General features: G+C 62.7%; 22 protein-coding genes and 4 tRNA genes. 11 read left to right on the forward strand and 15 right to left on the reverse strand.

The features are described 5' to 3' along the window. The first annotated feature begins 12 nt into the window (after nt 1–12). The 10 genes from tig to ACK4OE_RS19580 all read left to right on the forward strand — a co-directional run bounded on the left by tig (nt 13) and on the right by ACK4OE_RS19580 (nt 8,082). Complete coding sequence (gene tig, locus ACK4OE_RS19535) at nt 13–1,326, forward strand: trigger factor (protein WP_409887224.1); 1,314 nt, start codon at nt 13–15, stop codon at nt 1,324–1,326. Between the two features lie 132 nt (nt 1,327–1,458). Next, on the forward strand, nt 1,459–2,067 hold the full coding sequence (gene clpP, locus ACK4OE_RS19540; protein ID WP_409887226.1) for an ATP-dependent Clp endopeptidase proteolytic subunit ClpP: 609 nt from the start codon (nt 1,459–1,461) through the stop codon (nt 2,065–2,067). Between the two features lie 102 nt (nt 2,068–2,169). After that, nucleotides 2,170–3,435 (forward strand): ATP-dependent Clp protease ATP-binding subunit ClpX, encoded by a 1,266-nt coding sequence (gene clpX / locus ACK4OE_RS19545; RefSeq protein WP_409887228.1) that lies wholly within the window; start codon nt 2,170–2,172, stop codon nt 3,433–3,435. Nucleotides 3,436–3,561: 126 nt separating this feature from the next. Continuing rightward, nucleotides 3,562–5,994 carry an endopeptidase La gene (gene lon, locus ACK4OE_RS19550; protein WP_409887230.1) on the forward strand — a complete coding sequence of 811 codons (2,433 nt, stop codon included), beginning with the start codon at nt 3,562–3,564 and terminating at the stop codon, nt 5,992–5,994. Nucleotides 5,995–6,081: 87 nt separating this feature from the next. Then, a tRNA-Gly gene (locus ACK4OE_RS19555) sits at nt 6,082–6,157 on the forward strand. 58 nt (nt 6,158–6,215) lie between these two features. Beyond that, a tRNA-Cys gene (locus ACK4OE_RS19560) sits at nt 6,216–6,289 on the forward strand. A 182-nt stretch (nt 6,290–6,471) separates the two neighbouring features. Beyond that, nucleotides 6,472–6,547 (forward strand) — tRNA-Gly (locus ACK4OE_RS19565). A gap of 156 nt (nt 6,548–6,703) precedes the next feature. Continuing rightward, a tRNA-Leu gene (locus ACK4OE_RS19570) sits at nt 6,704–6,796 on the forward strand. Nucleotides 6,797–6,809: 13 nt separating this feature from the next. Then, complete coding sequence (locus ACK4OE_RS19575) at nt 6,810–7,442, forward strand: DUF6806 family protein (protein WP_409887232.1); 633 nt, start codon at nt 6,810–6,812, stop codon at nt 7,440–7,442. A 121-nt stretch (nt 7,443–7,563) separates the two neighbouring features. Further along, nucleotides 7,564–8,082: a M48 family metallopeptidase gene (locus tag ACK4OE_RS19580; RefSeq protein ID WP_409887234.1), complete on the forward strand. Its 519-nt coding sequence runs from the start codon at nt 7,564–7,566 to the stop codon at nt 8,080–8,082. A 106-nt stretch (nt 8,083–8,188) separates the two neighbouring features. Here ACK4OE_RS19580 and murI read toward each other — a convergent pair whose 3' ends face one another. From murI to ACK4OE_RS19595, 3 genes are all read right to left on the reverse strand, one after another. Next, complete coding sequence (murI, locus tag ACK4OE_RS19585) at nt 8,189–9,133, reverse strand: glutamate racemase (protein ID WP_409887235.1); 945 nt, start codon at nt 9,131–9,133, stop codon at nt 8,189–8,191. Nucleotides 9,134–9,391: 258 nt separating this feature from the next. Further along, a complete protein-coding gene (locus ACK4OE_RS19590; RefSeq protein WP_409887237.1) occupies nt 9,392–10,957 on the reverse strand; it encodes a fumarate hydratase in 1,566 nt (521 codons plus the stop codon). A 137-nt stretch (nt 10,958–11,094) separates the two neighbouring features. Next, on the reverse strand, nt 11,095–11,310 hold the full coding sequence (locus ACK4OE_RS19595) for a hypothetical protein (protein WP_409887239.1): 216 nt from the start codon (nt 11,308–11,310) through the stop codon (nt 11,095–11,097). Nucleotides 11,311–11,699: 389 nt separating this feature from the next. On the opposite strand from ACK4OE_RS19595, the gene fumC reads away from it, so the two are divergent. Next, nucleotides 11,700–13,088: a class II fumarate hydratase gene (gene fumC / locus ACK4OE_RS19600; protein WP_409887240.1), complete on the forward strand. Its 1,389-nt coding sequence runs from the start codon at nt 11,700–11,702 to the stop codon at nt 13,086–13,088. A 134-nt stretch (nt 13,089–13,222) separates the two neighbouring features. Here fumC and ACK4OE_RS19605 read toward each other — a convergent pair whose 3' ends face one another. The 12 genes from ACK4OE_RS19605 to ACK4OE_RS19660 form a co-directional block, all read right to left on the reverse strand. Then, nucleotides 13,223–13,570 carry a hypothetical protein gene (locus ACK4OE_RS19605; RefSeq protein ID WP_409887242.1) on the reverse strand — a complete coding sequence of 116 codons (348 nt, stop codon included), beginning with the start codon at nt 13,568–13,570 and terminating at the stop codon, nt 13,223–13,225. 685 nt (nt 13,571–14,255) lie between these two features. Continuing rightward, nucleotides 14,256–15,296 carry a YiiG family protein gene (locus ACK4OE_RS19610; protein WP_409887244.1) on the reverse strand — a complete coding sequence of 347 codons (1,041 nt, stop codon included), beginning with the start codon at nt 15,294–15,296 and terminating at the stop codon, nt 14,256–14,258. A gap of 377 nt (nt 15,297–15,673) precedes the next feature. Further along, nucleotides 15,674–16,747, reverse strand: coding sequence for a helix-turn-helix transcriptional regulator (locus ACK4OE_RS19615; RefSeq protein ID WP_409887246.1), 1,074 nt, complete (start codon nt 16,745–16,747; stop codon nt 15,674–15,676). A 30-nt stretch (nt 16,748–16,777) separates the two neighbouring features. Further along, the gene (locus ACK4OE_RS19620) at nt 16,778–18,883 is read right to left on the reverse strand and encodes a molybdopterin cofactor-binding domain-containing protein (protein WP_409887248.1); all 2,106 of its coding nucleotides are present in this window, start codon (nt 18,881–18,883) and stop codon (nt 16,778–16,780) included. Then, on the reverse strand, nt 18,880–19,344 hold the full coding sequence (locus ACK4OE_RS19625; RefSeq protein ID WP_409887250.1) for a (2Fe-2S)-binding protein: 465 nt from the start codon (nt 19,342–19,344) through the stop codon (nt 18,880–18,882). Before ACK4OE_RS19625 ends, ACK4OE_RS19620 begins: the two co-directional genes overlap by 4 nt. Before the next feature lie 157 nt (nt 19,345–19,501). Beyond that, the gene (locus tag ACK4OE_RS19630; protein WP_409887252.1) at nt 19,502–20,095 is read right to left on the reverse strand and encodes a protein disulfide oxidoreductase; all 594 of its coding nucleotides are present in this window, start codon (nt 20,093–20,095) and stop codon (nt 19,502–19,504) included. Between the two features lie 25 nt (nt 20,096–20,120). Beyond that, entirely contained in the window at nt 20,121–20,834 is a 714-nt protein-coding gene (gene serB / locus ACK4OE_RS19635; protein ID WP_409887254.1) for a phosphoserine phosphatase SerB, read from the reverse strand. A gap of 104 nt (nt 20,835–20,938) precedes the next feature. Next, on the reverse strand, nt 20,939–21,127 hold the full coding sequence (locus ACK4OE_RS19640) for a DUF3149 domain-containing protein (protein WP_409887256.1): 189 nt from the start codon (nt 21,125–21,127) through the stop codon (nt 20,939–20,941). A 111-nt stretch (nt 21,128–21,238) separates the two neighbouring features. Beyond that, nucleotides 21,239–22,033 (reverse strand): type I methionyl aminopeptidase, encoded by a 795-nt coding sequence (gene map / locus ACK4OE_RS19645; RefSeq protein WP_409887258.1) that lies wholly within the window; start codon nt 22,031–22,033, stop codon nt 21,239–21,241. Then, a complete protein-coding gene (locus tag ACK4OE_RS19650) occupies nt 22,030–22,284 on the reverse strand; it encodes a ParD-like family protein (protein ID WP_409887260.1) in 255 nt (84 codons plus the stop codon). The genes map and ACK4OE_RS19650 overlap by 4 nt, the downstream gene beginning before the upstream one ends. Nucleotides 22,285–22,389: 105 nt before the next feature. Beyond that, complete coding sequence (locus ACK4OE_RS19655; protein ID WP_409887262.1) at nt 22,390–23,049, reverse strand: hypothetical protein; 660 nt, start codon at nt 23,047–23,049, stop codon at nt 22,390–22,392. Between the two features lie 73 nt (nt 23,050–23,122). Beyond that, nucleotides 23,123–23,826, reverse strand: a 704-nt coding sequence (locus ACK4OE_RS19660; RefSeq protein ID WP_409887264.1) for a TRCF domain-containing protein, incomplete at its 5' end; no start/stop codon positions are given.

The following is a 23,826-nucleotide window of genomic DNA, read 5'->3' on the forward strand; positions in this document are numbered from 1 at the left end:
AGAGGAATAGCCATGGCCGTTACTGTTGAAACCCTTGAGAAGCTCGAGCGCAAGATTACGCTGAGCGTGCCCGTCACCCTGATCCAGTCCGAAGTCGACACGCGCCTCAAGCGCCTGGCACGCACGGTCAAGATGGACGGCTTCCGTCCTGGCAAGGTCCCCATGACGGTGGTTGCCCAGCGCTACGGCTACTCGGTGCAGTACGAAGTGCTCAACGACAAGGTCGGTGAAGCGTTTGCAGTAGCAGCCAATGAAGCCAACCTGCGTGTTGCCGGTCAGCCCCGCATCACCGAAAAGGAAGGCGCGCCCGAAGGCCAGGTCACTTTCGATGCCATTTTTGAAGTGTTCCCTGAAGTCAAGATCGCTGATCTGGCGGACGCAGAAGTTGAAAAGCTGTCTGCTGAGGTGACCGATTCGGCCATCGACAAGACCATCGACATCCTGCGCAAGCAGCGCCGCAGCTTCGCGCAGCGCGCCATGGACGCCGCTGCACAAGACAGCGACCGTGTGACTGTCGACTTTGAAGGCAAGATTGACGGCGAGCCTTTTGAAGGCGGCAAGGCTGAAGACTTCCAGTTCCTGGTCGGCGAAGGCCAGATGCTCAAGGAATTTGAAGACGCAGTGCGCGGTATGAAGTCGGGCGAAAGCAAGACTTTCCCGCTGGCTTTCCCTGCGGAGTACCACGGCAAGGATGTGGCTGGCAAGACCGCCGACTTCCTGGTGACGATCAAGAAGATCGAAGCCGCCCACCTGCCAGAAGTGAACGACGCCCTGGCCAAGTCCCTGGGTATCGCCGACGGTTCCGTGGATGGCTTGCGCGCCGACATCAAGAAGAATCTGGAGCGTGAGGTCAAGTTCCGCCTGCTGGCCCGCAACAAGGCGGCCGTGATGGATGCCCTGGTGTCCAAAGCCGAACTGGACTTGCCCAACGCCAGCGTGCAGTCCGAAATCGCCCGCCTGCTGGAAGGCGCTCGCGCTGAACTCAAGCAACGCGGCATCAAGGATGCCGACAAGGCCGAGATCCCTGAAGACGTGTTCCGCCCTCAGGCCGAGCGCCGTGTTCGCCTGGGTCTGGTCGTGGCTGAGCTGGTACGCGCCAACGAACTGCAGGCCAAGCCTGAGCAGCTCAAGGCCCACATCGACGACCTGGCCGCAAGCTACGAAAAGCCCGAAGATGTGGTCCGCTGGTACTTTGGCGACCGCCAACGCCTGGCCGACGTCGAAGCCGTGGTGATCGAAAACAACGTCACCGAATTTGTGCTGAGCAAGGCGAAGGTCATTGAAAAGACCGTTTCGTTCGACGAGCTGATGGCTCAGCAGGGCTGATAGGCCCGTGCCACAACAGCCAGCGCTCTTTGTTCGGGCCGTTGGCTGCTGAGGATCACACCAGGGGCTTGTGCTTTCGTGCACAAGCCCCAATTCATTTCTGGGTACAGTACCTGCTTGTCTGGAGAAAACATGAGCGCATTGGAAACACAAGGCCTGGGCATGGTCCCCATGGTCATCGAGCAGTCGGGCCGCGGCGAGCGGTCCTATGACATCTACTCGCGCCTGCTCAAGGAGCGCGTTATTTTCCTGGTCGGCCCGGTCAATGACCAGACCGCCAATCTGGTGGTAGCGCAGCTGCTGTTCCTGGAGAGCGAAAACCCCGACAAGGATATTTCGTTCTACATCAACTCCCCCGGCGGCTCGGTGAGTGCCGGCATGGCGATCTTTGACACCATGAACTTCATCAAGCCCGATGTTTCCACCTTGTGCACCGGCATGGCCGCCAGCATGGGCGCGTTCCTGCTGGCTGCTGGAGAAAAGGGCAAGCGTTTTGCATTGCCCAACTCCAAGGTCATGATCCACCAACCGCTGGGCGGCATGCAGGGCCAGGCGACCGAGATCGAGATCCATGCGCGCGAGATCCTGAAAACGCGCGAGCAACTCAACAAGATTCTGGCCGAGCGCACGGGCCAGCCCCTGGAAAAGATCCAGCGAGACACCGAGCGAGACTATTTCCTGTCAGCCGACGAGTCCAAGGAATACGGCTTGGTCGACCAGGTGATCAGCAAGCGCTCCTGATAGCCACAGGGTCAAACAGCGGCGTTTTCCTCTGAGGAAGACGCCGTTTTTTATTTGGTTATCATCCCGACAACTTTCCGTAACAAGCAAGGCATTGCCCCCATGGCCGAGAAAAAAGGCTCTTCCAGCGAAAAAACCCTTTACTGCTCTTTTTGCGGCAAAAGCCAGCACGAAGTGAAGAAGCTGATCGCTGGCCCGTCGGTCTTTATCTGCGACGAGTGCATTGACCTGTGCAACGAGATCATTCGCGACGAGCTCCCGGCCGGTGACCTGGCACGTGAAGGCCGCAGCGACCTGCCCACCCCGGTAGAGATCAAGACCAACCTCGACAACTATGTCATTGGCCAGGACGTCGCCAAACGCACACTGGCAGTAGCGGTATACAACCACTACAAGCGCCTGCGCCATAAGGACAAAGCCAACAAGGACGATGTCGAGCTGTCCAAGAGCAACATCTTGTTGATCGGACCAACGGGCTCTGGCAAGACGCTTCTGGCCCAGACCTTGGCGCGCATGCTGGATGTGCCCTTCGTGATGGCAGACGCAACCACCTTGACCGAGGCGGGTTACGTGGGCGAAGACGTCGAGAACATCGTGCAGAAGCTGCTGCAAAGCTGTAACTATGAAGTAGAACGCGCACAGCGAGGCATCGTCTACATCGACGAAATCGACAAGATCTCGCGCAAATCCGACAACCCCAGCATCACGCGCGACGTGTCGGGTGAGGGCGTGCAACAGGCGCTGCTCAAGCTCATCGAAGGCACCATGGCAAGCGTGCCACCCCAGGGTGGACGCAAGCATCCCAATCAGGATTTTTTGCAGATCGACACGACCAATATTCTGTTCATCTGTGGCGGCGCGTTTGCAGGGCTGGAAAAGGTGATCGAGAACCGTACCGAAGCCTCCGGCATCGGTTTCGGCGCATCGGTCAAAAGCAAGAAGCAGCGTTCGCTGACCGAGGTCTTCACCGAGATTGAACCCGAAGACCTGATCAAGTTCGGTCTGATCCCTGAACTCGTCGGTCGGATGCCAGTGGTGACTGCGTTGGCAGAGCTCAGCGAAGATGCGCTGGTGCAGATCCTGACAGAACCCAAGAACGCATTGGTCAAGCAGTACAGCAAGCTTCTGGCCATGGAGGGTGTGGACTTGGAAATCCGTCCTGCTGCCCTCAAAGCGATTGCCCGCAAGGCGCTGGCGCGCAAGACGGGTGCCCGTGGCCTGCGTTCCATCCTGGAGCAATCGCTGATCAGCACAATGTTCGACCTGCCCAACACCAGCAACGTCGAAAAGGTGGTGGTGGACGAGTCCACCATCGAAGAAAACAAGCCCCCGCTTCTCGTTTACCGCGAAGCGGCAAAGAAGGCCTGAGATGACCGGAGAGGGCGCCTTGAGGCCGCCCCCTGTCCCATCAACCCTTGCAGCAGTGCGGCTGCATGCAAGGGTTGAAAATCCCCACATGTGGACCATATTCCACAGAGCACTTTGAGGATTTCCATGTCCGGACATACCCCCCTGCCAGCCACTCCCATTGACCTGCCACTGTTGCCGTTGCGTGACGTGGTCGTGTTTCCTCACATGGTCATCCCACTTTTCGTGGGCCGCCCCAAGAGCATCAAGGCGCTTGAGATGGCCATGGAGGCTGATCGCCGCATCATGCTGGTCGCCCAGAAGGCGGCCGCCAAGGACGAGCCTTCGGCGTCCGACATGTTCGATGTCGGCTGTGTCTCCACCATCTTGCAGATGCTCAAGCTGCCTGATGGCACTGTGAAGGTTTTGGTCGAGGGCCAGCAGCGCGCCCAGGTGTCTTCCATTGACGACGCAGAAACCCATTTCATGGCCACTGTGGTGCCGGTCGAAGCTACACCGGACGCTAACAAGCCCAGTGAGATCGAGGCGCTTCGCCGTGCGGTGATGCAGCAGTTTGACCAGTACGTCAAACTCAATAAAAAGATCCCGCCCGAGATCCTGACATCCATCTCCAGCATTGATGACCCGGGCCGTCTGGCTGACACCATCGCTGCGCATCTTCCGCTCAAGCTGGAAAACAAGCAGGTAGTGCTGGATCTGTCGGACGTGAAGGCACGTCTGGAAAATCTGTTCGAGCAGTTGGATCGTGAAGTCGACATCCTCAATGTCGACAAGAAAATCCGCGGCCGCGTGAAGCGTCAGATGGAGAAGAACCAGCGCGATTTCTATCTGAACGAGCAGGTCAAGGCCATTCAGAAGGAGCTGGGCGAAGGCGACGAAGGCGCCGACATTGAAGAGATCGAGAAAAAGATCAAGCTGGCCAAGATGCCTGCTGAAGCGCGCAAAAAGGCAGACGGCGAACTCAAGAAGCTCAAGCTCATGTCGCCCATGTCGGCCGAGGCGACGGTGGTTCGCAACTACATCGATGTACTCACCGCGCTGCCGTGGAGCAAAAAGACCAAGATCAAGCACGACCTCGTCAATGCCGAAGGCGTTCTGAACGAAGATCACTTCGGCCTCGACAAAGTCAAGGATCGCATCCTTGAGTACCTTGCAGTGCAGCAGCGCGTGGACAAGGTGAAGGCGCCCATCCTGTGCCTGGTGGGCCCTCCTGGGGTCGGCAAGACCTCGCTGGGCCAATCGATCGCCAAAGCCACCGGCCGCAAATATGTGCGCATGGCCCTGGGGGGCATGCGTGATGAGGCCGAGATTCGCGGGCACCGCCGCACCTACATCGGCGCACTGCCGGGCAAAGTGCTGCAGAGCCTGTCCAAGGTGGGCACGCGCAATCCGCTGTTCCTGCTCGACGAGATCGACAAGCTCGGTACCGATTTCCGTGGCGACCCGTCCAGTGCGCTGCTGGAGGTGCTGGACCCCGAGCAGAACCACACCTTCGGCGACCACTATGTGGAGGTTGATTTCGACCTGAGCGATGTGATGTTTGTCGCTACGTCGAACTCGATGAACATTCCTCCGGCACTGCTCGACCGCATGGAGGTGATCCGTCTGTCCGGTTACACGGAGGACGAGAAGACCAGCATTGCTATGAAGTACCTGCTGCCTAAGCAGCTCAAGAACAATGGCGTGAAGGACGAGGAGCTGCTCATCACCGAGCCCGCCGTGCGCGATATGGTGCGCTATTACACGCGTGAAGCTGGCGTGCGCTCCCTGGAGCGCGAGCTGTCCAAGATCTGCCGCAAGGTGGTGAAGGGCCTGCAACTCAAGAAGTACGAGCCACAAGTCGTTGTCACCGCCGACAACTTGCCCGACTTCCTGGGGGTGCGCAAGTACACTTATGGCCGCGCCGAGGCGCAGAACCAGGTTGGTCAGGTGGTAGGCCTCGCATGGACCGAGGTGGGCGGCGACTTGCTGACGATCGAAGCCGCCGCCATGCCCGGCAAGGGCGTGATCACGCGTACTGGCTCCCTGGGCGACGTGATGAAAGAATCGGTGGAGGCAGCCCGCACGGTTGTGCGCAGCCGCTCGCGCATTCTTGGCATCAAGGATGAAGCGTTTGAAAAGCGCGATATCCACATCCATGTGCCCGATGGTGCGACGCCAAAAGACGGCCCCAGTGCGGGCGCTGCCATGACCACGGCTTTCGTTTCGGCACTGACTGGAATTCCTGTGCGCGCTGATGTGGCGATGACTGGTGAAATCACTCTGCGTGGCGAAGTCACTGCCATTGGTGGGTTGAAGGAAAAGTTGCTTGCAGCCCTGCGTGGCGGGATCAAGACCGTGTTGATCCCTGAAGAAAACGTGAAGGACCTTGCCGAGATTCCAGACAACGTGAAGAGTGGCCTGGAGATCGTGCCGGTGCGCTGGATTGATAAGGTGCTGGAAGTAGCGCTGGAAAGCAAGCCAGTGCCGTTGACCGACGAAGAAGTCGCTGTGGTGGCTGCAGCGGCTGCGGAGAAATCAGCGGCGTCCTCGGCGACACCCGATGGTTTGAAACATTAAGGCAAAAATTTCTTTTGAGCCTTAAAAAATGCGCTACAATTCACTTCATCGCAGCAAACGTTGTACAATGTGAGGCTTCGGTAAAATGCGGGAATAGCTCAGTTGGTAGAGCGCAACCTTGCCAAGGTTGAGGTCGAGAGTTCGAGACTCTTTTCCCGCTCCAATTTCCACAAAAAGGGAAGCAAATGCTTCCCTTTTTTGTCAGAGAAATGTGAATTTCTGGCGCGGTAGCAAAGCGGTTATGCCCCGGATTGCAAATCCGGTTAGTCCGGTTCGACTCCGGACCGCGCCTCCAGATACGGTCTGTGTCTTGATGTCTGAAGATCTTCTGTGATCGTCGTAATCAAGATGACTGTTGAAGGATGGATGGTGATTGGTTGATTTTTTGGTTTGCAATTGAATAGAGCCAAAAAATAGCGATATAATTTGAGGCTTGCTGATTAGCTCTGATGGAAACGTCGGGTGCAGTAGGCGAATGCGGGAATAGCTCAGTTGGTAGAGCGCAACCTTGCCAAGGTTGAGGTCGAGAGTTCGAGACTCTTTTCCCGCTCCATATTTGTAAGGGAAGCTTCGGCTTCCCTTTTTTCTTGGTGGTGCAAGGCGGGCGGCTCGGCGGGGCGTCGGCCCTGTGACCAGAGATACGACAGGGCATTGCGCGCATGCGCTGCCCGGGTTACGCTGCGACGCAGGAGTGCGTTGGGCAGCCGGCGCCCCGATGGTGAAATTGGTAGACACTGCGGACTTAAAATCCGCCGCTTTCCTGAAAAGGGGCGTGCCGGTTCGACCCCGGCTCGGGGCACCACTACGATTCAATCATGTCAAGTTACAACGCTCCCTTCGAAATCCACGTCCATGGACAGGTTCAGCTACGCCCCGATGCGAGTTTTGACCAGCTCCAGGAGGCGCTCAAACCCCTGTGGAAATACGCTGGAGCCCGTTCTCTGGCCGACGGTGCTGCCAGCGCCTATGAAGAAGAGCCCGGTATCAAATTCGATGTGCAGGAGCATCTGCTGCAGATGTGCTGGACGGTGCGGGGCGACGACGATTTTCGCCAGTCACTCGACGAGATGTGCATGAGCCTCAACGAACTGGCCGAGCAGGGCGCAGCCATTGAGGTGACCTTCTACGACACCGATTTTGACGAAGAGGACGAGGGCCAAAGCGCCGAGTCTCGCGATGACTTTGTCATGCTGTTTGTGGGCCCAACGCCCGCAGCCATCATGCAGGTGCAACGTGACCTGCTGGTGCAAGACGTGGTCAATATGATGGAGCGCCACTTTGACGGCGCTGAGTTAGGCGGCGTGGTGACCGAGATCGACAAGCTGTTCAGCCAGCGTTTTGATGCATTGGTGAACTCGCTGGAGATCGGCAAGCCACCGCGCGGTTCGGGCGGCTCCGGGGGCGGTCATGGTGGGGGCGGTGGTCGTCGCCCGCGCCATTTGCACTGAGCGGACACCTTGGTAAGCTGCGGCAAGCGTCCGCAGCGTACTGTCAGTGAATTTTTTGTGAAGCTATCGCGCCCCTGGCCGCTGATGTCTCTGGCTGTTCCTGGTGAGCCGGTTGCTGTCCATGAAAACTGAACTTCCTTACCTGCGCTCGTACCCTGAATCCTTACAGGACCAGGCGCGTGAACTGCTGGCACGTGGGACGCTCGGTGCGGTGCTGCAACGCAAGTATCCGCAAGCGCACGCGGTGCGCAGTGACAAAGCGCTATACGACTATGCGCAAGAGCTGAAGTCGCGCTACCTGCGCAACGCTGGCACGGTCAACAAGGTGATTTTTGACAACAAGATCCATGTGGTGCGCCACGCGCTGGGCTTGCACACGTCGGTCTCCCGCGTGCAGGGCAACCGCCTGGCTGCCAAACACGAGATACGCATTGCAGCCATGTTCAAGCAGGCTCCGGATGAGTTTCTGCGGATGATTGTTGTCCACGAGCTGGCACACCTCCGCGAGAAAGACCATGACAAGGCCTTCTATCAGCTATGCGCCCACATGGAGCCCCAGTACCACCAGTATGAGTTCGATCTGCGGCTATACCTCACGCATGTGGAGCACTCGGGAGAGCGGCTGTGGGGTGCTGACTGACCCGTGTTGTTCAGCTGTGCGCGAGGCATAACGCGTTCAGTTGCGCTACTAAATCAGTAGCTGTAGGCGCTTGCTGGTAAAGCGCTAAAGGCCAATTGCGTTCACATCACGGAACAGAAACTGCTTCGCAGGATGCGGAGGGCAGGTTCAACCAGCGATCGGCCGCTGCCTGCAGCATGGGCAAAGGACCGGTGGTGAGAAGGCGGATTCTGTTGTCAAGCGCTGCATCAGCTTCTGCCAAAACGCTTTCAGACGCTGAATCACATGCGACTTCATTTGCGGTTCCTGCACCTACCCCGTGGGGTGCCAGATTCAGTAACCTCGCACTCTCCAGTAACCGGCGGGTCTGTCGCGCTACCGGTTCGCCGGTCTCAATGAACTGCACATCAGGCCCCACCAGCGCACGCAACTCCTGCTCCACAAAAATGTAGTGCGTGCAACCCAGCACCAGGGTGTCCATCTGGCCCGGGTCCTTGCCGAACGCGCCCATCGCGTGGATGTAACGTTCACACAGCGCTCCGGTTTCCGATGCCAGGGTGGCGGCGGGATCAGAAGCGGCCAGGGGCCGCGCCACGCTGCGCTCAATCGCGTGGGCCAGACCGTCGCAGGGCTGCACCACAAAATGGGCTTGGTCTGCCAGCGATGTCATCAGCTTGCCGAACTTGGCGCTGGTGAGCGTGCCACGTGTTCCGATCACGCCCACATAGCCCGTTTTTGTCACCGCCAATGCGGGCTTGATGGCGGGCTCCAGGCCCACCAGCGGCAGGTCGGGGTGGCTGCTGCGCACCTCGTGGATGGCTGCAGCGGTCGCGGTGTTGCACGCCACCACCAGGGCCTTGATGTGATGCTGACTGCGCAGGTAGTCGGTGATCGCGTGCGTGCGCGCACCCACGTAGGCGTCACCCCGCTCGCCGTACGGTGCATTGGCGCTGTCGGCCAGGTACACAAAACGCTCATTGGGCAGCGCGGCGCGCAGCGCTCGCAGCACGCTCAGGCCGCCCACGCCGCTGTCAAATACGCCGATGGGCTGCTGTTGCTGTGCCTGGGTCATGTGTTCAGGTTGGGGAGGGCTAGTACAGCAACCCGGAAATAGAGGGACAAAATGAAAATGATGGATTCGCGCTCAGGGCTAGGCGCAAACCACAGCCATAGCAACAGCTATGGCGAGGATTTGCAACGCTTCCATGGGCGCGAAGACGCGTTTTCATGTTCCGATACTTTCGGGGTGCTGTACTAGGCAGCGGTTGTACAGAAAACGCCCCCGTCAGGCCCAAGGCGCTGTAGGGGCGGCGTTGGTAGGCGATGGATGTCAGGCCGCTGCCACGCCGATGCCCTTGAACTCGCCCGTGGCGATGCGCTTTTGCCATTCAGCCGGGCCGGTGATGTGCGCGCTGGTTCCGCCAGAGTCCACGGCCACGGTCACGGGCATGTCCACCACGTCGAACTCGTAGATGGCTTCCATGCCCAGGTCTGCAAAGCCGACCACCTTGGCGGTCTTGATGGCCTTGCTCACCAGATAGGCGGCGCCGCCAACGGCCATCAGGTAGGCGCTTTTGTGGTTCTTGATGGATTCGATGGCCACAGGGCCGCGCTCTGCCTTGCCGATCATGGCAATGAGGCCGGTTTGCTCCAGCATCATGTCGGTGAACTTGTCCATGCGCGTGGCAGTGGTGGGGCCTGCAGGGCCCACGGCCTCGCCCTTGACGGGGTCCACGGGGCCGACGTAGTAGATCACGCGGTTGGTGAAGTCCACAGGCAGCTTTTCGCCCTTGGCCAGCATGTCCTGGATGCGCTTGTGCGCGGCGTCGCGGCCGGTCAGCATCTTGCCGTTCAGCAGCAGCGTGTCGCCGGGCTTCCAGCTGGCCACTTCTTCCTTGGTCAGCGTGTCCAGGTTCACCTTCTTGCTCTTGTTGTAGTCAGGCTCCCAGTTCACGTTGGGCCACAGGTCCAGGCTGGGCGGATCCAGGTACACAGGGCCCGAGCCATCCAGCACAAAGTGCGCGTGACGCGTGGCCGCGCAGTTGGGAATCATCGCAATCGGCTTGCTGGCCGCGTGCGTGGGGTACATCTTGATTTTCACGTCCAGCACCGTGGTGAGGCCGCCCAGGCCTTGGGCGCCAATGCCCAGGGCGTTGACCTTCTCGAACAGCTCCAGGCGCAGAGCCTCGACCTTGTCGAGTGCAGGGCCGCCCGTCTTGGCGGCCTCGGCCTTGGCTTGCAGCTCGTACATGTCCAGGTCGTCCATCAGGCTTTCCTTGGCCATCAACACAGCTTTTTCCGCTGTGCCGCCAATCCCGATGCCCAGCATGCCCGGTGGGCACCAGCCTGCGCCCATGGTGGGCACGGTCTTGAGCACCCAGTCCACCACGCTGTCGCTGGGGTTGAGCATGTACATCTTGGACTTGTTCTCCGAGCCGCCGCCCTTGGCTGCCACCGTGATGTCCACGGTGTTGCCAGGCACGATCTCGGTGAAGATCACGGCCGGTGTGTTGTCCTTGGTGTTCTTGCGGTCGAACTGGGGGTCGGCCACCACGCTGGCGCGCAGGGTGTTGTCGGGGTGGTTGTAGCCGCGGCGCACGCCTTCGTTGATGGCGTCGTCCAAGCTTCCGGCAAAGCCTTCCCAGCGCACATCCATGCCCACTTTCAGGAACACGTTGACGATGCCGGTGTCCTGGCAGATGGGGCGCTGGCCAGTGGCGCTCATCTTGCTGTTGGTCAGGATCTGCGCGATCGCATCCTTGGCTGCCGGGCTTTGTTCGCGCTCGTAGGCGCGCGCCAAGTGGGCAATGTAGTCGGTGGGGTGGTAGTAGGAGATGTACTGCAGCGCCGCAGCAACGGACTCGACGAGATCGTTGTACTGGATGGTCGTGGTCATGGTGGGGTTTTTTTAGAGAAGGACAAACCCGCCAATTATCGCCGTCTGCCTTGCACCACGCTGATGCCGGGCTGGGTGGGTTTCGTGTTTTGCGATAGGCGGCTGCCTCAAACCCCGGGCAGCACCTCGTCAACCCGCTACTTGATCCACTTGCGCTGAGCGCGCGGCACAACAGTGATCTCTACCGCCTGGTGCACTGCGGGCTGCCCGCTTACCTTGTCGTTTTCGACCACATCTTCCAGGTTGATGTCCTTGACCTCTGAGTGGGTGTCGTCTTCCAGCTCATCCAGGATTGCACCCACCTTGCGTTCGGCTTCATCGACTGCGGATTTTGGGAGCGGGGTGGTGCGCATGGAGGCCTCCAAAGTTGATGGAGGCCCATGATGCAACCTACGGGCACCGCGCCGTGTCGTCCGTTTCTGCAATCTGTGTAGTCCGGTCTGAAGGCGCAGCGTTATTGCATCGACCAGGGCGCAGGCTTTTCCGTGCTTGACGTCGTATGCGAAGCTGCGGTGGATATTGGAGCCGCCTTGCGGGCCGCTGGCGCAGAGTGTTCTAGTTTTTACAGCTGCCAATATGCATGAGTGCAGAGAGTTCTTCGCGAATATTGCCAGGCATAAATGAGAATGGTTTTTGTTTCTTGTATGCTGGAGCGCTTGCCGTTGGCCTTGGAAAAACGCTGACCTGCGCGTCGGCGGCTACCCTAGTGCCCGGATTTATTGACGACGGAGACCTTCCAGACATGACTACCACCCGCATCGAACGTGACACCTTCGGCCCCATCGAGGTACCCGCCGACAAGCTCTGGGGCGCGCAGACGCAGCGCTCGCTGCAGAACTTCGATATCTCGGGCGAGCAGCAACCGCGCGAGATCATCAAGGCGCTCGCCCAAGTCAAGCGCGCATCGGCCGTGGTCAACCAGGCCCTGGGTCTGCAAGACGCGACCAAGACCGACGCCATCGTGGCAGCAGCCGACGAGGTAATCGCTGGCAAACACCCAGGCGAGTTCCCGCTGGTGGTGTGGCAGACGGGTTCGGGCACGCAGACCAACATGAACGTCAACGAGGTGCTGGCCAACCGCGCCAGCGAGATCCTGGGCGGCGAGCGCGGTGAAGGCCGCTTGGTGCACCCCAACGACGACGTGAACCGCAGCCAGTCGAGCAACGACGTTTTCCCCACGGCTATGCACGTGGCTGCTGTGGAGAGGCTCACGCACAAGCTGCTGCCCGCCATTGCCAAGCTGCGCGCCACGCTGGACCAGAAGGCCCGGGACTTCGACGGCATCGTCAAGATTGGCCGCACCCATCTGCAGGACGCCACCCCGCTCACACTGGGCCAGGAGTTCTCGGGCTACGTCGCTCAGCTGGACCACGGCGAGCGCCATGTGCGTGCCGCGTTGCCCCACTTGTGCGAGCTGGCCCTGGGCGGCACGGCTGTGGGCACGGGCCTGAACGCGCCCAAGGGCTACGCCGAGCAGGCTGCGGCCGAGCTGGCGCGCCTCACAGGTCTGCCTTTTGTGACGGCCCCCAACAAGTTCGAGGCCCTGGCCAGCTGCGACGCTCTGGTGCACGCCCATGGCGCACTCAAGACCCTGGCTGCCAGCATGATGAAAATCGCCAACGACGTGCGCTGGCTCGCCAGCGGCCCGCGCAGCGGCATTGGTGAGCTGAGCATTCCCGAGAACGAACCCGGCTCGTCCATCATGCCCGGCAAGGTCAACCCCACGCAGAGCGAAGCGGTGACCATGCTGGCCGCCCAGGTGTTCGGCAACGACGTGGCCATCAACTTCGGCGGCGCCTCGGGCAACTTCGAGCTGAACGTGTTCCGACCGATGGTGGCCCACAACTTTTTGCAGAGCGTGCGTTTGTTGGCTGACGGCATGGTGAGCTTCAACGACCAGTGCGCCGTGGGCATCGAGCCCAACCGCGAGCGCATCACCGAGCTGGTGGACCGCTCGCTGATGCTGGTGACGGCACTCAACACCCACATCGGCTACGACAAGGCCGCCTATATCGCCAAGAAAGCGCACAAGGAAGGCACCAGCCTGCGTGAAGCGGCCGTGGCGTCGGGCTATGTCACGGGCGAGCAGTTTGACGAATGGGTGGTGCCCGGCAACATGGTGGGTCGGTGACGCCCTCGTCGGGGTAGTACAGCCTATGCACGCAGCGGGCGCTACCCCGTTGCTCCCATTACTCCCATTACTCCCATTACTCCCATTACTCCGATTGAATCTCTATAGCGCTGCAGCTCTACCTGCTGCCTCGCTCAAGCGTCAGGTTCATCGTCCGCCGTTTCGTCTGCGGATTCCTGTGGCAGCCGATCAGCGCTTACCGGCCCTGTCTCTGTGGGCAGTGCATCGTCGGCATCCGCGCCGAGCAAGTCCACGTGGTCGGGCAGGATGTCCGTGTCGGTAGGCTCGGGCGCCGGGTCAACGCTGCTGCGCTCGCCGGTGCCGAAGCGGTCGGTGTCGCTTTCGCTCTCGGTGCCGTAAGCACCCGCGCTGTCACTGCCAGAGTCGGATGCATCGCTGGGCCCCAGGCTGTCGATGCCGGTGGCGCTGTGCGCTGGGGGGCGGTTGTCAGCGTCAATGCCGAGAAGGCTGCTGGTGGCCATGGTGTCTGCTCCTTTGTGAGGTGATGAAATGAGGGCGGGCGGTGGTGGCCCACCGTTGCCCCCAGCATGCGCGTCAGCGTTGGGACGGTGCGTCAGTGATGGCTGACATCGGCGTCGGCGTTCTCCGACTTGCTGCCCGTTACGCGAGATTGGCGCCTACGCCCGCTGCCGCGCGGCGGTGCCGTGCTGTCTGGGAATCTTGCCGGGAGCGTGTCGCGGCGGTGCCGTGGGTATCCGGTGCCTGTAAACAGCAGGCGCACCAGCGTGGCCAGTACCAGGGCACCAGACCGCCCGGCAGCCGTGTGGGCCGAGGGGGGTTGCGACTGGTGGTGATGCAGGCGAAGGGGCAGGGCGCGATGAGGGCATGGGCGGTGCAACAGGTGCGGGAGTCGTAGACGCCCCCGATTGCAAGTGCGCGCTGGTGCGATGGGTGTAGGTGCGATCCAACGGCGGTGATGAGACGGCAGGCGCCCATCACAACGGTCTGCCGTCCCCATTCTGTGCAACTGCTGTCCCGCTCATTGCACACCGCCGCGTGTGTGTGGCCGCAAGAAAATCAAGCCAAAACAGGCTCTATCGCTTGCTGGATAAGCGCTGAAAGCTATAAAAATAGTAGTGGGCTGCACCTGCCGCCATGGGGCAGGCGGCTCCATTCGATCATGGGTGCCGCTCGCCCCTTGCACCTCTACATGCGGTTGCTTGCGTCCACCAGCGTGTTGTAGGCCTTGACCAGCTTCTCGGCGCTGCCGTCCACCATCCAGCCGCTGCCGGGCTTGAGCATCATGCGCTCGCCCGAGCTGTAAGGGACGTTGTCGCGAACGCGGCGAAAGCGCTCCTTGGACGCCTTGCGGAACTCTTCGGCGCTGTTTTCAAAACTCGACCACTCCATCGGCAGGCCGTCTTTTTGCGGCTTCGCGAAGGCCATGGCTTCGTCAGTGATGGCTTCAAACGCCTCCAGGCGGGGCGCTGCGGCAGCGGCATCAAAAGTCTCGTCACCCAGCACGTCGGCCAGTTGCTTGGCTTTGGCCATCAACGCCATCTGGTAGTAGGGCAGCTTGCGGCCTTCGGTCTTTTCGATGTGCGCGAGCTGGGCGCTGAGCAGGTTGTCGTTCTCCACGTCCAGCGCCTTGGAGAAGACGGCGCTTGCCTGCACAAAACCATCAAAACCCGCGGCCAGGGGCCCGTGCATGGACTTGCCCTTGGCGAAGCTGTCGTCTTTGTAGTTCTCGCGGTCGTAGTAGGTGTAGGCGTCGGCCACCAGCTTGTCCATGGCCGCGAGCGAGGCGATGTACGCCTTGCCGGCCGAGTCCAGCGCAGGCAGGGCCGGGCGCATGGCCGAGGCGTGCTCAAACTCCGCCACGCACTCTTTCACGTCGTCGCTGAACAGGGCGTAGAGCCCATAAATTACTTTTTCATTGCCGGTGGGGCCCGCCTTCATGTCTTTGACCCAGCTGGAATAGCGGTTGATGGTGCGGTGGGCACGCCCGTCCAGCTTGTTGTAGCAAGTGATATATGACTGCAGCTTGGCGCTGACGTTGTCGGGCGCAGCGCGCGCCGGTTGCTCTGCGGCTTTGTCCGCGGAAGGCGCTGGCGCAGTAGCGGCTGCGGGCGCAGCGGCAGCGGCCTCGGGTTTTGCGGAGTCCGATGCAGGGCTGCAACCCAGCAGTGCGATCAACAGAAGCGGAGCGATGCCCAGATAGCGGGGCGCAAGAAATGTGGTGTGCATGGAATGAGATGGATGCAAAACGGTGGGCGGGTGCCTTACGCGCGCGAGAGACCGGCGAGGTCAGTGCGTGGCGCCAGGATTCTGTGTTGCAGAAGCCCTGTAGTTCCTTGTGTTGCCGACGAAAAGCGTAATCAGATGTACCGCCAACCCGAGGCGGTGTGGGTTGGGTTTGGCAATGAGAAGCGTTGCCGTGCAATACCTGCCAAGGGTTTCCGGGTTTGGCGTGCAGCATTTTCTGACCTGGGCGCTGTTGCAGTTAGAGATCAAATTGCACTGACCTCCATGTCGAGAGCCGACGAGCCAGCAGTTTGCCGTTGCTTTGCCGTTGCTGTTGCCGTCAGCCTGGCCATCCCTGGTAAACACGGTGTGAGTACTGATCAGGTGCCGCTGGCAAACGCCTGCCTGTAGCGCGCAGGCGTCATGCCCACATGCCGGGAAAAATCGCGCGTGAAATGGGGCTGGTCTGCAAATCCGCAGGCGAAGCCGATTTCGGCCAGGCTGTGCGGGCTCTCCAGCAGCCACCGTGCCGCAGCACGCGTGCGCGCTTCGGTCACGATGCTGCGGCAGCTCAACCCGTCGGCCGCCAGTGCACGCTGCAGACTGCGCGGCGGCAGGGCCACGTGCCGGGCAAGGGCATCCACGGTATGGGCCGCAGCAGGGTCGTGGAGAACCTGGCGCGCCAGTTGGTGTGCCAGCGCGGGCCAGGAAAGTGCGTTGCACAGATCCGCATCGACGGCCTGCGCTGTTCGGCCCCGGTGCCCGGCGGTGGTGGGACCGTCGGGTGGGTGGTCCTCCCACTGCAAGGCCCAGTGACCCATCGGGTGGGACGGCGATGTCGGTGGTTGTGGGGTGTCTGGTGCTCCATGCATGGGCATCAGCGCACGGGCCCATTTGTCTGCAGCGGCCAAGACCGCCCCAGGCGCTGCGGCATTGCGTGCTTGCAGTGCGCCGGTGGGTAACAACACTTGGGCCTGCAAGCCCTTCACACCCATCGCGTCGCCAGCGCCCAGGATGACGCCCAGCACTGCAACGCTTTCAGCGGACAGCGGCTCCTGCGGGATGCCGCGGCGTGCGTGGTGGCGTATCTCCATCGTCTGCGGCCCCTGCGCGAGAACGCTCACCTGATGGCGAGCGTGAACATAGCGCTCCAGCCGCTGCCAGCGCGCAATCAGGTCAGGCAGGCTGGTGGCCCGCACCAGTGCGATGTACACCGGTTCGCCCGCGATCATGTCTACGCGTTGTGCCAGTTGCAGCAAGGTGCCCAGGCCGCCTTGCTGAAGCACCGCCTGCACCACGCTGCGCTTGTAGGTCAGCGGAACCTGGCTGCGCCCGAGGGGTTCCAGCCCCGGCTTGATGGGCGGTACATCAGGCGGCGCGGGGGGCTCCAGCCCGTGAGCGCGCATGGCGCGCACCAGCAGGCGGACCATGGCAGCGCTGGCAAAGTCTTGCATGGGCAGATTGTGCCGTTGCCTGTGCGTTGCTCAGGGCCGCGCACCCAAGGCCTGCAGCACTTCTGCGCTGCGCACGGGCATGCGGGTAAAACGCACGCCGGTGGCGTCGCGCAGCGCGTTGGCTATTGCCCCGGCTCCGGCCACCATGGCGGTTTCTCCCGCGCCGGTGGGTGGCGCGCTGCTGTCGATCAGGTACACGTGCAGCGGCGGCACGTCGCCCATGCGTGGCAGTGGGTAGTCCGCAAAGCTGGCCGCTGCCACGCCCGAGCGGGCCACGGGCAACTGCTCGTGCAGCACCATGCCCAGGCACCACACCAGGTTGCCCTCGGTCTGCGCACGCACGCCATCGGGCTGCAGCACCATACCGCAGTCGTGCGCGCACCACAGGGCTACCACGCGCACCTGGCCGGTGGCGCGTTGCACCTCCACATCGGCCACGGCGGCGGCGTAGCTCACGCCCTTGTAGATGCCGCCCGCAATGCCGCGCCCGCGCAGGGTGGTGGCGTCGCTGGCGGGGCGTTCCGGCCAGCGGGCCTCGGCAGCGGCACGGCGCAGCACTTGGGCCATGCGTGCATCGGTGGTGTGTTGCAGGCGCCAGTCCAATGGGTCGGCCTGGGCCTGGCGCGCGCATTCGTCCATGGCGCTTTCCACCACCAGGGTGTTGGGCCCCGCGCCCAGGCCGCGCCAGGGGCCGGTGTGCACGGGCAGGCGCTGGGCGGTGAACTCGATGCGCTGTTGGGGTACGTCGTAGGGCAGCTGAGCGCCGCGCGCCACGCCGCTGTCGCCCGCCAGGTCGGCCAGGGTCTGCATCCACGCCGGCATGGCGGCGGGCGTGAACAGAATGTGGCTGCTGGCCAGCGCATGCCACCAGTGGGTGATGCGCCCGCCTTGCACACGCGCCCGCACGCGGTGGCTGGAGGGTGGTCGCTGGAAGCCCTGCGCAAACTCCTGCGCGCGGCTCCATTGCACCTTGACCGGTGCGCCCACGGCCTGGGCGAGTACGGCGGCTTCCAGCTCCACCGTGCACAGCGTGCGGCCGCCAAAGCCGCCGCCGATGCGGCAGGTCTGCACCTCAATGCGTTCCGCATCCAGGCCGAACTGGCGAGCCAGCACATCGCGCACATAAAACAGATCTTGGGTGCCCACCCATACCTTCAGGGCGATGCCTTGGTCTGCGGCGGCCAGCCAGTGCGCCGTGGCGCTGCGCGGCTCGATGGGCGCGTGGGCGGCCAGGGGCACGTCCATGCGCAGGTCCAGCGTCCATGCTGTGTCTGTGGGCAGGTCGTCCTTGCGCAGGCTGTGCTGCAAGCTGCCGCGGCGCAGGTGGGTGTCGATGTCGATGCGCTCGTCGATGGCTGCCTGATCGAACGCGCTGCCATCCACCTGCCACTGCACGGCCAGGGTGGCCTCGATGCGGTCGAGTGCCGAGGGCGTGCGGGCCACGATGCCCAGGCCCATGCTGTCCATCTGCAACAGGCGCGGGTGCTGCACCACGGCCACGCAGGCCGGGTCGGCGCGGGCGGCGGTGGCGTTCCACACCTGCGGTTGCGAGGCCCGCTCGGCCGACACGGGCGCGCGCAGCACACGGCCATACAGCAGGCCGGGCAGGCGCGTGTCGCCTGCAAACAGCGGCTGGCCGGTGACGAGGGCGTGCAGCTGGCCCGGCGCCACTGCAGCTTCTTTGGCAGCCCCCTTGCGCGGCTGCAGGCTGCGCAGAGCGCTGGGTGGGATGTCACGCGCTGCCAGCGTGCCCGTGGTCTGGCCTTGCGCCAGAGCCTCGCGCAACGTGGCGCAGGCGCGTGCCAGGGGCAGGGCAAAGTCCTGCACGCTGGCGCTGCCCACGGTGGCGCGCACGCGGGCGATGTCGCGGGTGCTGGGCAATTGCAGATGCACTTGCACGGGTGGCACACCCAGCTCGGCAGCGGCCAAGCCCTGCAGCGCGGCGCTGATCTGCTGACCCATTTCGGAGCTGGGCAGCCACAGGGTGTAGTGGCCCTCTTTGTGCCGTATCCAGCCCAGCGCGTCATCGGCTGTGGATGTTGGGCGCTTGGGGATGACGGGCACCAGACTGCAGCCTGCAAGCGTGACGGTGAGCGCCCCGGTGCCTGCCGCTGCCAAAAACTGGCGGCGTTTCATGGTTTGGTTCCCCCGGCAGCTTGGTGGATGGCGGCGCGCACCCGGTGCTGGGTGCCGCAGCGGCACAGATGGGCCGACATGGCATCGTCGATCTGTGCGTCGGTGGGGCGGGGCGTGGCGCGCAGCAGGGCCACCGCGCCCATGATCTGGCCGCATTGGCAGTAGCCGCACTGCGGCACGCGCAGGTCCAGCCACGCTTGCTGAACGGGGTGCAGCGTGCCGTCCGCCGCAGCCAGGCCTTCCACGGTGGTGATGGAGCGCCCCTGCAGTCTGCGTGCCGTGTGCAGGCAGGCCCGCTGCGCGACCCCGTCAATGAGCACCGTGCAGGCGCCGCACTGGCCCACCCCGCAGCCAAAGCGCGTGCCGACCAGGCCCAGTGGCTCGCGCAGCAGCCAGAGCAGGGGTTCGTCTTCCCAGCCGGGCGGTACGGGCTGGCGTTGTTGGTTCAGGGTGATGTGCATGCGGGCCTCCGGTGATGGTACGGAGGCCAGTGTGCAAAGGCAGGGGGCGCAGGTCTTGAAGATCTGCGCCAATTGGATCACTGGCGCAGCTAGCATACCGCGCCAAAATATTGGTCAAAATGGCCTCTAGCGCTTATCTGGTAAGCGCTGGAAGCTATTATTTTGGAAGCATTGCACTCCACTGGGGCATGGTCTGTGCCCACCACAGCCGCAGGCGCATCGCCCATTCCGGCGTGTAGCCCGACGTGGCAAACCGAACTTGGCCCTGCGCGTCGATGACCACCAGCGCCGGCACGGCACGCACGCCCCAGCTGCGCGACAGCGCGCCCTGCGGGTCTACCGCCGTGGGCCAGGTCATGCCGCGTTGGCGCTGTACCTGCGCCACCTTTTCAGCGCTGCCCGATTGCATGGCCACACCCAGCACAGGCCAGTCGGTGGCCAAGCTGGCAATGCTGGGCTCTTCCAGCTTGCAGATGGCGCACCATTCGGCCCAGAAATGCACGGCCACGGCCTGGCCGGGGTGCTCGGCGCGCCACTGGGCGAGCGTGGTGTCAGAGTGTGGGGCGTTGGCTGCGGCCACAGTGGGGGCCATCACCAGCGCTACATCGGGCGCGGGTCCCTGGGGCAGGTCGCGCGTGCGCCAGGTGTCTACCGCCACGATGGCGACCCAGGCAAGCGCGAGAGTGACCAAGTGCTGCTTCCAGCCCTTGCGCAGGGACTGCGCTGCGCGGGTGATGCGTGCTTTCAGCATGAACGGCTGGCGATACCGTCGAGGATCAACGCAGCACTTCCAGCAACCGGTCCAGCCCGCCCTGGTTGATCGCCACCTTGGCCTGCGCGCGCACGGCGGGCTTGGCGTGGTAGGCCACCGACAACCCTGCCGCGCCCATCATGGGCAGGTCATTGGCGCCGTCGCCCACGGCAATCGCCTGTTGAGGCGAGATGCCCATGAGCGAGGCCACTTCCAGCAGAGTGCGGCGTTTTTCTGCGCCGTCGCAGATGTCACCCCAGGCCTGGTCCACCATGCGGCCGGTGAGCTGGCCGTTGTCCACCTCCAGCATGTTGGAGCGGGCGAAGTCGATGCCCAGGCCCGCCTTCACGCGGTCGGCAAAAAAGGTGAAGCCGCCGGACACCAGCAGTGTGGTCAGGCCTGCGGCTTTGGCGGCATGGATCAGCTCTTTGGCGCCGGGGTTAAAGCGCAGCCGCTCGGTAAACACCTGCTCCATGTGTTGCACCGTCACGCCTTTGAGCAGGGCCACGCGCTGGCGCAGGCTCTCTTTGTAGTCGGTGATGATGCCCTGCATGGCGGCTTCGGTGATGGCGGCCACCTCGGCCTTGCGGCCAGCGGCGTCGGCGATTTCGTCCACGCACTCGATGTTGATGAGGGTGGAGTCCATGTCGAATGCAATGAGCTTGTAGCTTGACAGGGACAGGGGGGCTTCAATGCCCTGGACAGCGAGGCCGGGCGCGAATTCGGTAGCGTGGGTCATGGCACAGATGGGGTGAGGCAGGTGGATGCGGGGATCAGAACCCGCAATGGTATCGCCCCTCCTTCGGCGGTTCCCGCTAACGCCAGTGCCCGTGATGGCAGGGTTCAGTGCGAAGGCGGCAGGCCCTTGCCATTTCCCGCACGCCCCGCCGTGGCCGGGTTGGGCGTGGGCGGCTCGTTCATCTTGACCAGAAACATGCGCACAAAAAACGCGGCCATGCACAGCATGAACGCAATGCCGATGATGCTCATCAGGCCGTAATCGGTAGAGAAAAGATCGCTCATCAGCTTCATGGGGGCCGTCCTTGGTGGTGGTTTTCACCACTATGGAGCGACCACGCACTGAGCGGCTTGTTTTGGGTCAAACACTGCGGCGGCAACGCAGGGCGGCCGACCCAAAGATGTTCAGCTGATCGCTGGATACGCCCCCGTGCCATCGGGCCAGGGGGTCAGCACGTCAAAGCCGTCGGCCGTCACGGCCACCATGTGCTCAAACTGGGCCGACAACGAATGGTCGCGCGTGACCACGGTCCAGCCATCGCTCAGCTCTTTCACCTCGCGTTTGCCGGCGTTGATCATGGGCTCGATGGTGAAGACCATGCCTTCCTCCAGCCGCAGACCCTGTCCGCGCTGGCCGTAGTGCGGCACATGCGGATCGTCGTGGTAGACCTGACCGATGCCGTGGCCGCCGTATTCACGCACCACGCTGAACCGCTCGCGGTGCGCCACGGTCTGGATAGCGTGCCCCACATCCCCCAGCGTGGCGCCAGGCCGCACCTGCCGGATGCCAGCGCACAGCGCTTCGTACGTCGTGTCGACCAGGCGGCGCGCCAACACGCTGGGCTCGCCCACAAAGAACATGCGGCTGGTGTCGCCAAACCAGCCATCCTTGATGACCGCCACGTCGATGTTGACGATGTCGCCTGCCTTCAGCACCTTGTCCGCCGACGGGATGCCATGACAGACCACATGGTTGACGGAGGTGAGCACTGTCTTGGGGAAGTCCATGTAGCCCACGTTGGCGGGGATGACCTTCAGCTCGTTGACGATGAAATCATTGCAGCGCTGGTCCAGCGCTTCAGTGTTGACGCCGGGCTGCACATAGGGGGCGATCATGCGCAATACCTCGGCCGCCAGGTGCCCGGCCGCGCGGGCCATGGCGATCTCTGCAGGAGATTTGAGGGTGATGCCGGACCTCATTGCACGCGCCTTCTGGCAGGGGCCGGTTGGTCGGCAATCGATGCCGTCACGGTGGCCAGGTCAAACCCACCCGCCTGCTCGGCGCGGATCAGCAACTGGCAGATTTCGCGGTGGTCCAGGTGCGGGTGCAGCTCTGCGAGCATGCCGATGCGCATCCAGTGCTCTGCCTGTGCGTTGATGGAGCGAGACAAGGCGTTGCTGGCAACACGCAGGTTCTCATGCATTTGGTCGGAAATTTTGACGATACCCATGGGGGCGAAGTGTATGCGAAACGTATATGTTTCGTGTTGTCTTGGCGCAGCGAGGGATGCCCTCACTCGTATAGCCCGGCGAGGCCTCACCCGACACACATCGGTTCAATCAGGTCTTGGCAGATACAACCGGTCCGACCAGGTCGCCAACCATTCGGGCTTGTACGCCACAAAGATGGCCGCGAGCATGCCCGTCACAAACCCGTCGCCCCAGGCCATGAGCCAGCGCGCTACCAGCGACAGTTCATCGCCCACGCCTGGCAGCAGGCGACCGCTCCACTGTGACAGCACGCCCGCCGCAAACACGCATGCCACCGTACCCAGAAACGCGCGGCCCAGCACGTATACAAATGGTTTGGTGCCCGTGTAGCGCCGCACCAGCGCGCCCAGGCCCAGCGCCAGCGTGGCGGGCACCACGCCCAGCCACACGGTGGCACCCAGTGCATCGGCCCAGGCCATGGCGGGGGAGATCAGGCAGGCCACGATGCCCACGCCCATCAGCACCGGGATCGCCAGCGGCCAGCCCAGCATCAGCACCACCAGGCAGGCGCCCGACCACTGCAGTTGCAGCGGCATGGCGTGCAGCGTGGGCAGGGCCCACAGCCAGGGCAGGAAGACCAGCGTGGCGAGCAGTGGCGTCCACAGCGCCGACGGCGCGCCCCGCGTCTCGTGTGCCAGAGGCTTGCGGTTGGCCAGCATGCGCCAGGGACGGGCCGCCAGAGCGGCAACCAGAGCGACGAGGACGAGGGCGGCTTCCAGCCACATGGTTCTGTTTGCTATGCTATTAATAGCTACTAGCGCTTTCCAGATAAGCGCTAGAGGCCAATTTCATTAAAAATCAAGCAGCCACCAGTGGCTGCCCCAGGCTGCGCAAGATGTCCCGCACCATCTGCGCTCGGTCCTTGGGTTCTTTCAGCTCGCGCTCGATGCGCAGCTTCTCGTTGCCCGCCAGCTTGATGTGCTTGTTTTTCTGGATCAGCTCGATGATGCGCATCGGGTCGATGGGCGGCTGGGGCTTGAAGGTGATGTTGATGACGCCAGGGGCCGCATCCACCTTGACCACTCCGTAGGGCTGGCTCAGCACGCGCAGGCGGTGCACGTCGATGAGGGTCTGGGCCTGCGGCGGCAGCTTGCCGAAGCGGTCCACGATCTCTTCGAGCAGGCCGTCGATTTGATCGGGCGTCTTGGCCGTGGCCAGCTTCTTGTAGAACGACAGGCGCAGGTGCACGTCGCCGCAGTAGTCGTCGGGCAGCAGGGCGGGGGCGTGCAGGTTGATGTCGGTGGTGACGGACAGGGGGCTGAGCAGGTCCGGCTCCTTGCCGGCCTTGAGCGCCTTGACGGCTTCGTTGAGCATCTCGTTGTACAGCTGAAAGCCCACCTCCAGCATGTTGCCGCTCTGGTTCTCGCCCAGCACCTCGCCCGCGCCGCGGATCTCCAGGTCGTGCATGGCCAGGTAGAAGCCGCTGCCCAGTTCTTCCATCTGCTGGATGGCTTCGAGCCGCTGCTGCGCTTGCTTGGTCAGTCCTTCCACGTCGGGCACCA

The sequence above is a fragment of the Acidovorax sp. genome, from assembly GCF_046314175.1.
GTDB lineage: Bacteria > Pseudomonadota > Gammaproteobacteria > Burkholderiales > Burkholderiaceae_C > Acidovorax.

Bases quoted from the DNA above. Each gene is read 5' to 3' on its own strand.
- ACK4OE_RS19630 (WP_409887252.1), bottom strand. From the start codon at position 20,095: ATGCTGAAAGCACGCATCACCCGCGCAGCGCAGTCCCTGCGCAAGGGC.
- ACK4OE_RS19580 (WP_409887234.1), top strand. From the start codon at position 7,564: ATGAAAACTGAACTTCCTTACCTGCGCTCGTACCCTGAATCCTTACAG.
- clpX (WP_409887228.1), top strand. From the start codon at position 2,170: ATGGCCGAGAAAAAAGGCTCTTCCAGCGAAAAAACCCTTTACTGCTCT.
- ACK4OE_RS19575 (WP_409887232.1), top strand. From the start codon at position 6,810: ATGTCAAGTTACAACGCTCCCTTCGAAATCCACGTCCATGGACAGGTT.
- ACK4OE_RS19640 (WP_409887256.1), bottom strand. From the start codon at position 21,127: ATGAAGCTGATGAGCGATCTTTTCTCTACCGATTACGGCCTGATGAGC.
- ACK4OE_RS19610 (WP_409887244.1), bottom strand. From the start codon at position 15,296: ATGCACACCACATTTCTTGCGCCCCGCTATCTGGGCATCGCTCCGCTT.
- tig (WP_409887224.1), top strand. From the start codon at position 13: ATGGCCGTTACTGTTGAAACCCTTGAGAAGCTCGAGCGCAAGATTACG.
- serB (WP_409887254.1), bottom strand. From the start codon at position 20,834: ATGACCCACGCTACCGAATTCGCGCCCGGCCTCGCTGTCCAGGGCATT.
- lon (WP_409887230.1), top strand. From the start codon at position 3,562: ATGTCCGGACATACCCCCCTGCCAGCCACTCCCATTGACCTGCCACTG.
- fumC (WP_409887240.1), top strand. From the start codon at position 11,700: ATGACTACCACCCGCATCGAACGTGACACCTTCGGCCCCATCGAGGTA.
- ACK4OE_RS19590 (WP_409887237.1), bottom strand. From the start codon at position 10,957: ATGACCACGACCATCCAGTACAACGATCTCGTCGAGTCCGTTGCTGCG.
- ACK4OE_RS19620 (WP_409887248.1), bottom strand. From the start codon at position 18,883: ATGAAACGCCGCCAGTTTTTGGCAGCGGCAGGCACCGGGGCGCTCACC.
- ACK4OE_RS19615 (WP_409887246.1), bottom strand. From the start codon at position 16,747: ATGCAAGACTTTGCCAGCGCTGCCATGGTCCGCCTGCTGGTGCGCGCC.
- ACK4OE_RS19595 (WP_409887239.1), bottom strand. From the start codon at position 11,310: ATGCGCACCACCCCGCTCCCAAAATCCGCAGTCGATGAAGCCGAACGC.
- murI (WP_409887235.1), bottom strand. From the start codon at position 9,133: ATGACCCAGGCACAGCAACAGCAGCCCATCGGCGTATTTGACAGCGGC.
- map (WP_409887258.1), bottom strand. From the start codon at position 22,033: ATGAGGTCCGGCATCACCCTCAAATCTCCTGCAGAGATCGCCATGGCC.
- ACK4OE_RS19655 (WP_409887262.1), bottom strand. From the start codon at position 23,049: ATGTGGCTGGAAGCCGCCCTCGTCCTCGTCGCTCTGGTTGCCGCTCTG.
- ACK4OE_RS19625 (WP_409887250.1), bottom strand. From the start codon at position 19,344: ATGCACATCACCCTGAACCAACAACGCCAGCCCGTACCGCCCGGCTGG.
- clpP (WP_409887226.1), top strand. From the start codon at position 1,459: ATGAGCGCATTGGAAACACAAGGCCTGGGCATGGTCCCCATGGTCATC.
- ACK4OE_RS19605 (WP_409887242.1), bottom strand. From the start codon at position 13,570: ATGGCCACCAGCAGCCTTCTCGGCATTGACGCTGACAACCGCCCCCCA.
- ACK4OE_RS19650 (WP_409887260.1), bottom strand. From the start codon at position 22,284: ATGGGTATCGTCAAAATTTCCGACCAAATGCATGAGAACCTGCGTGTT.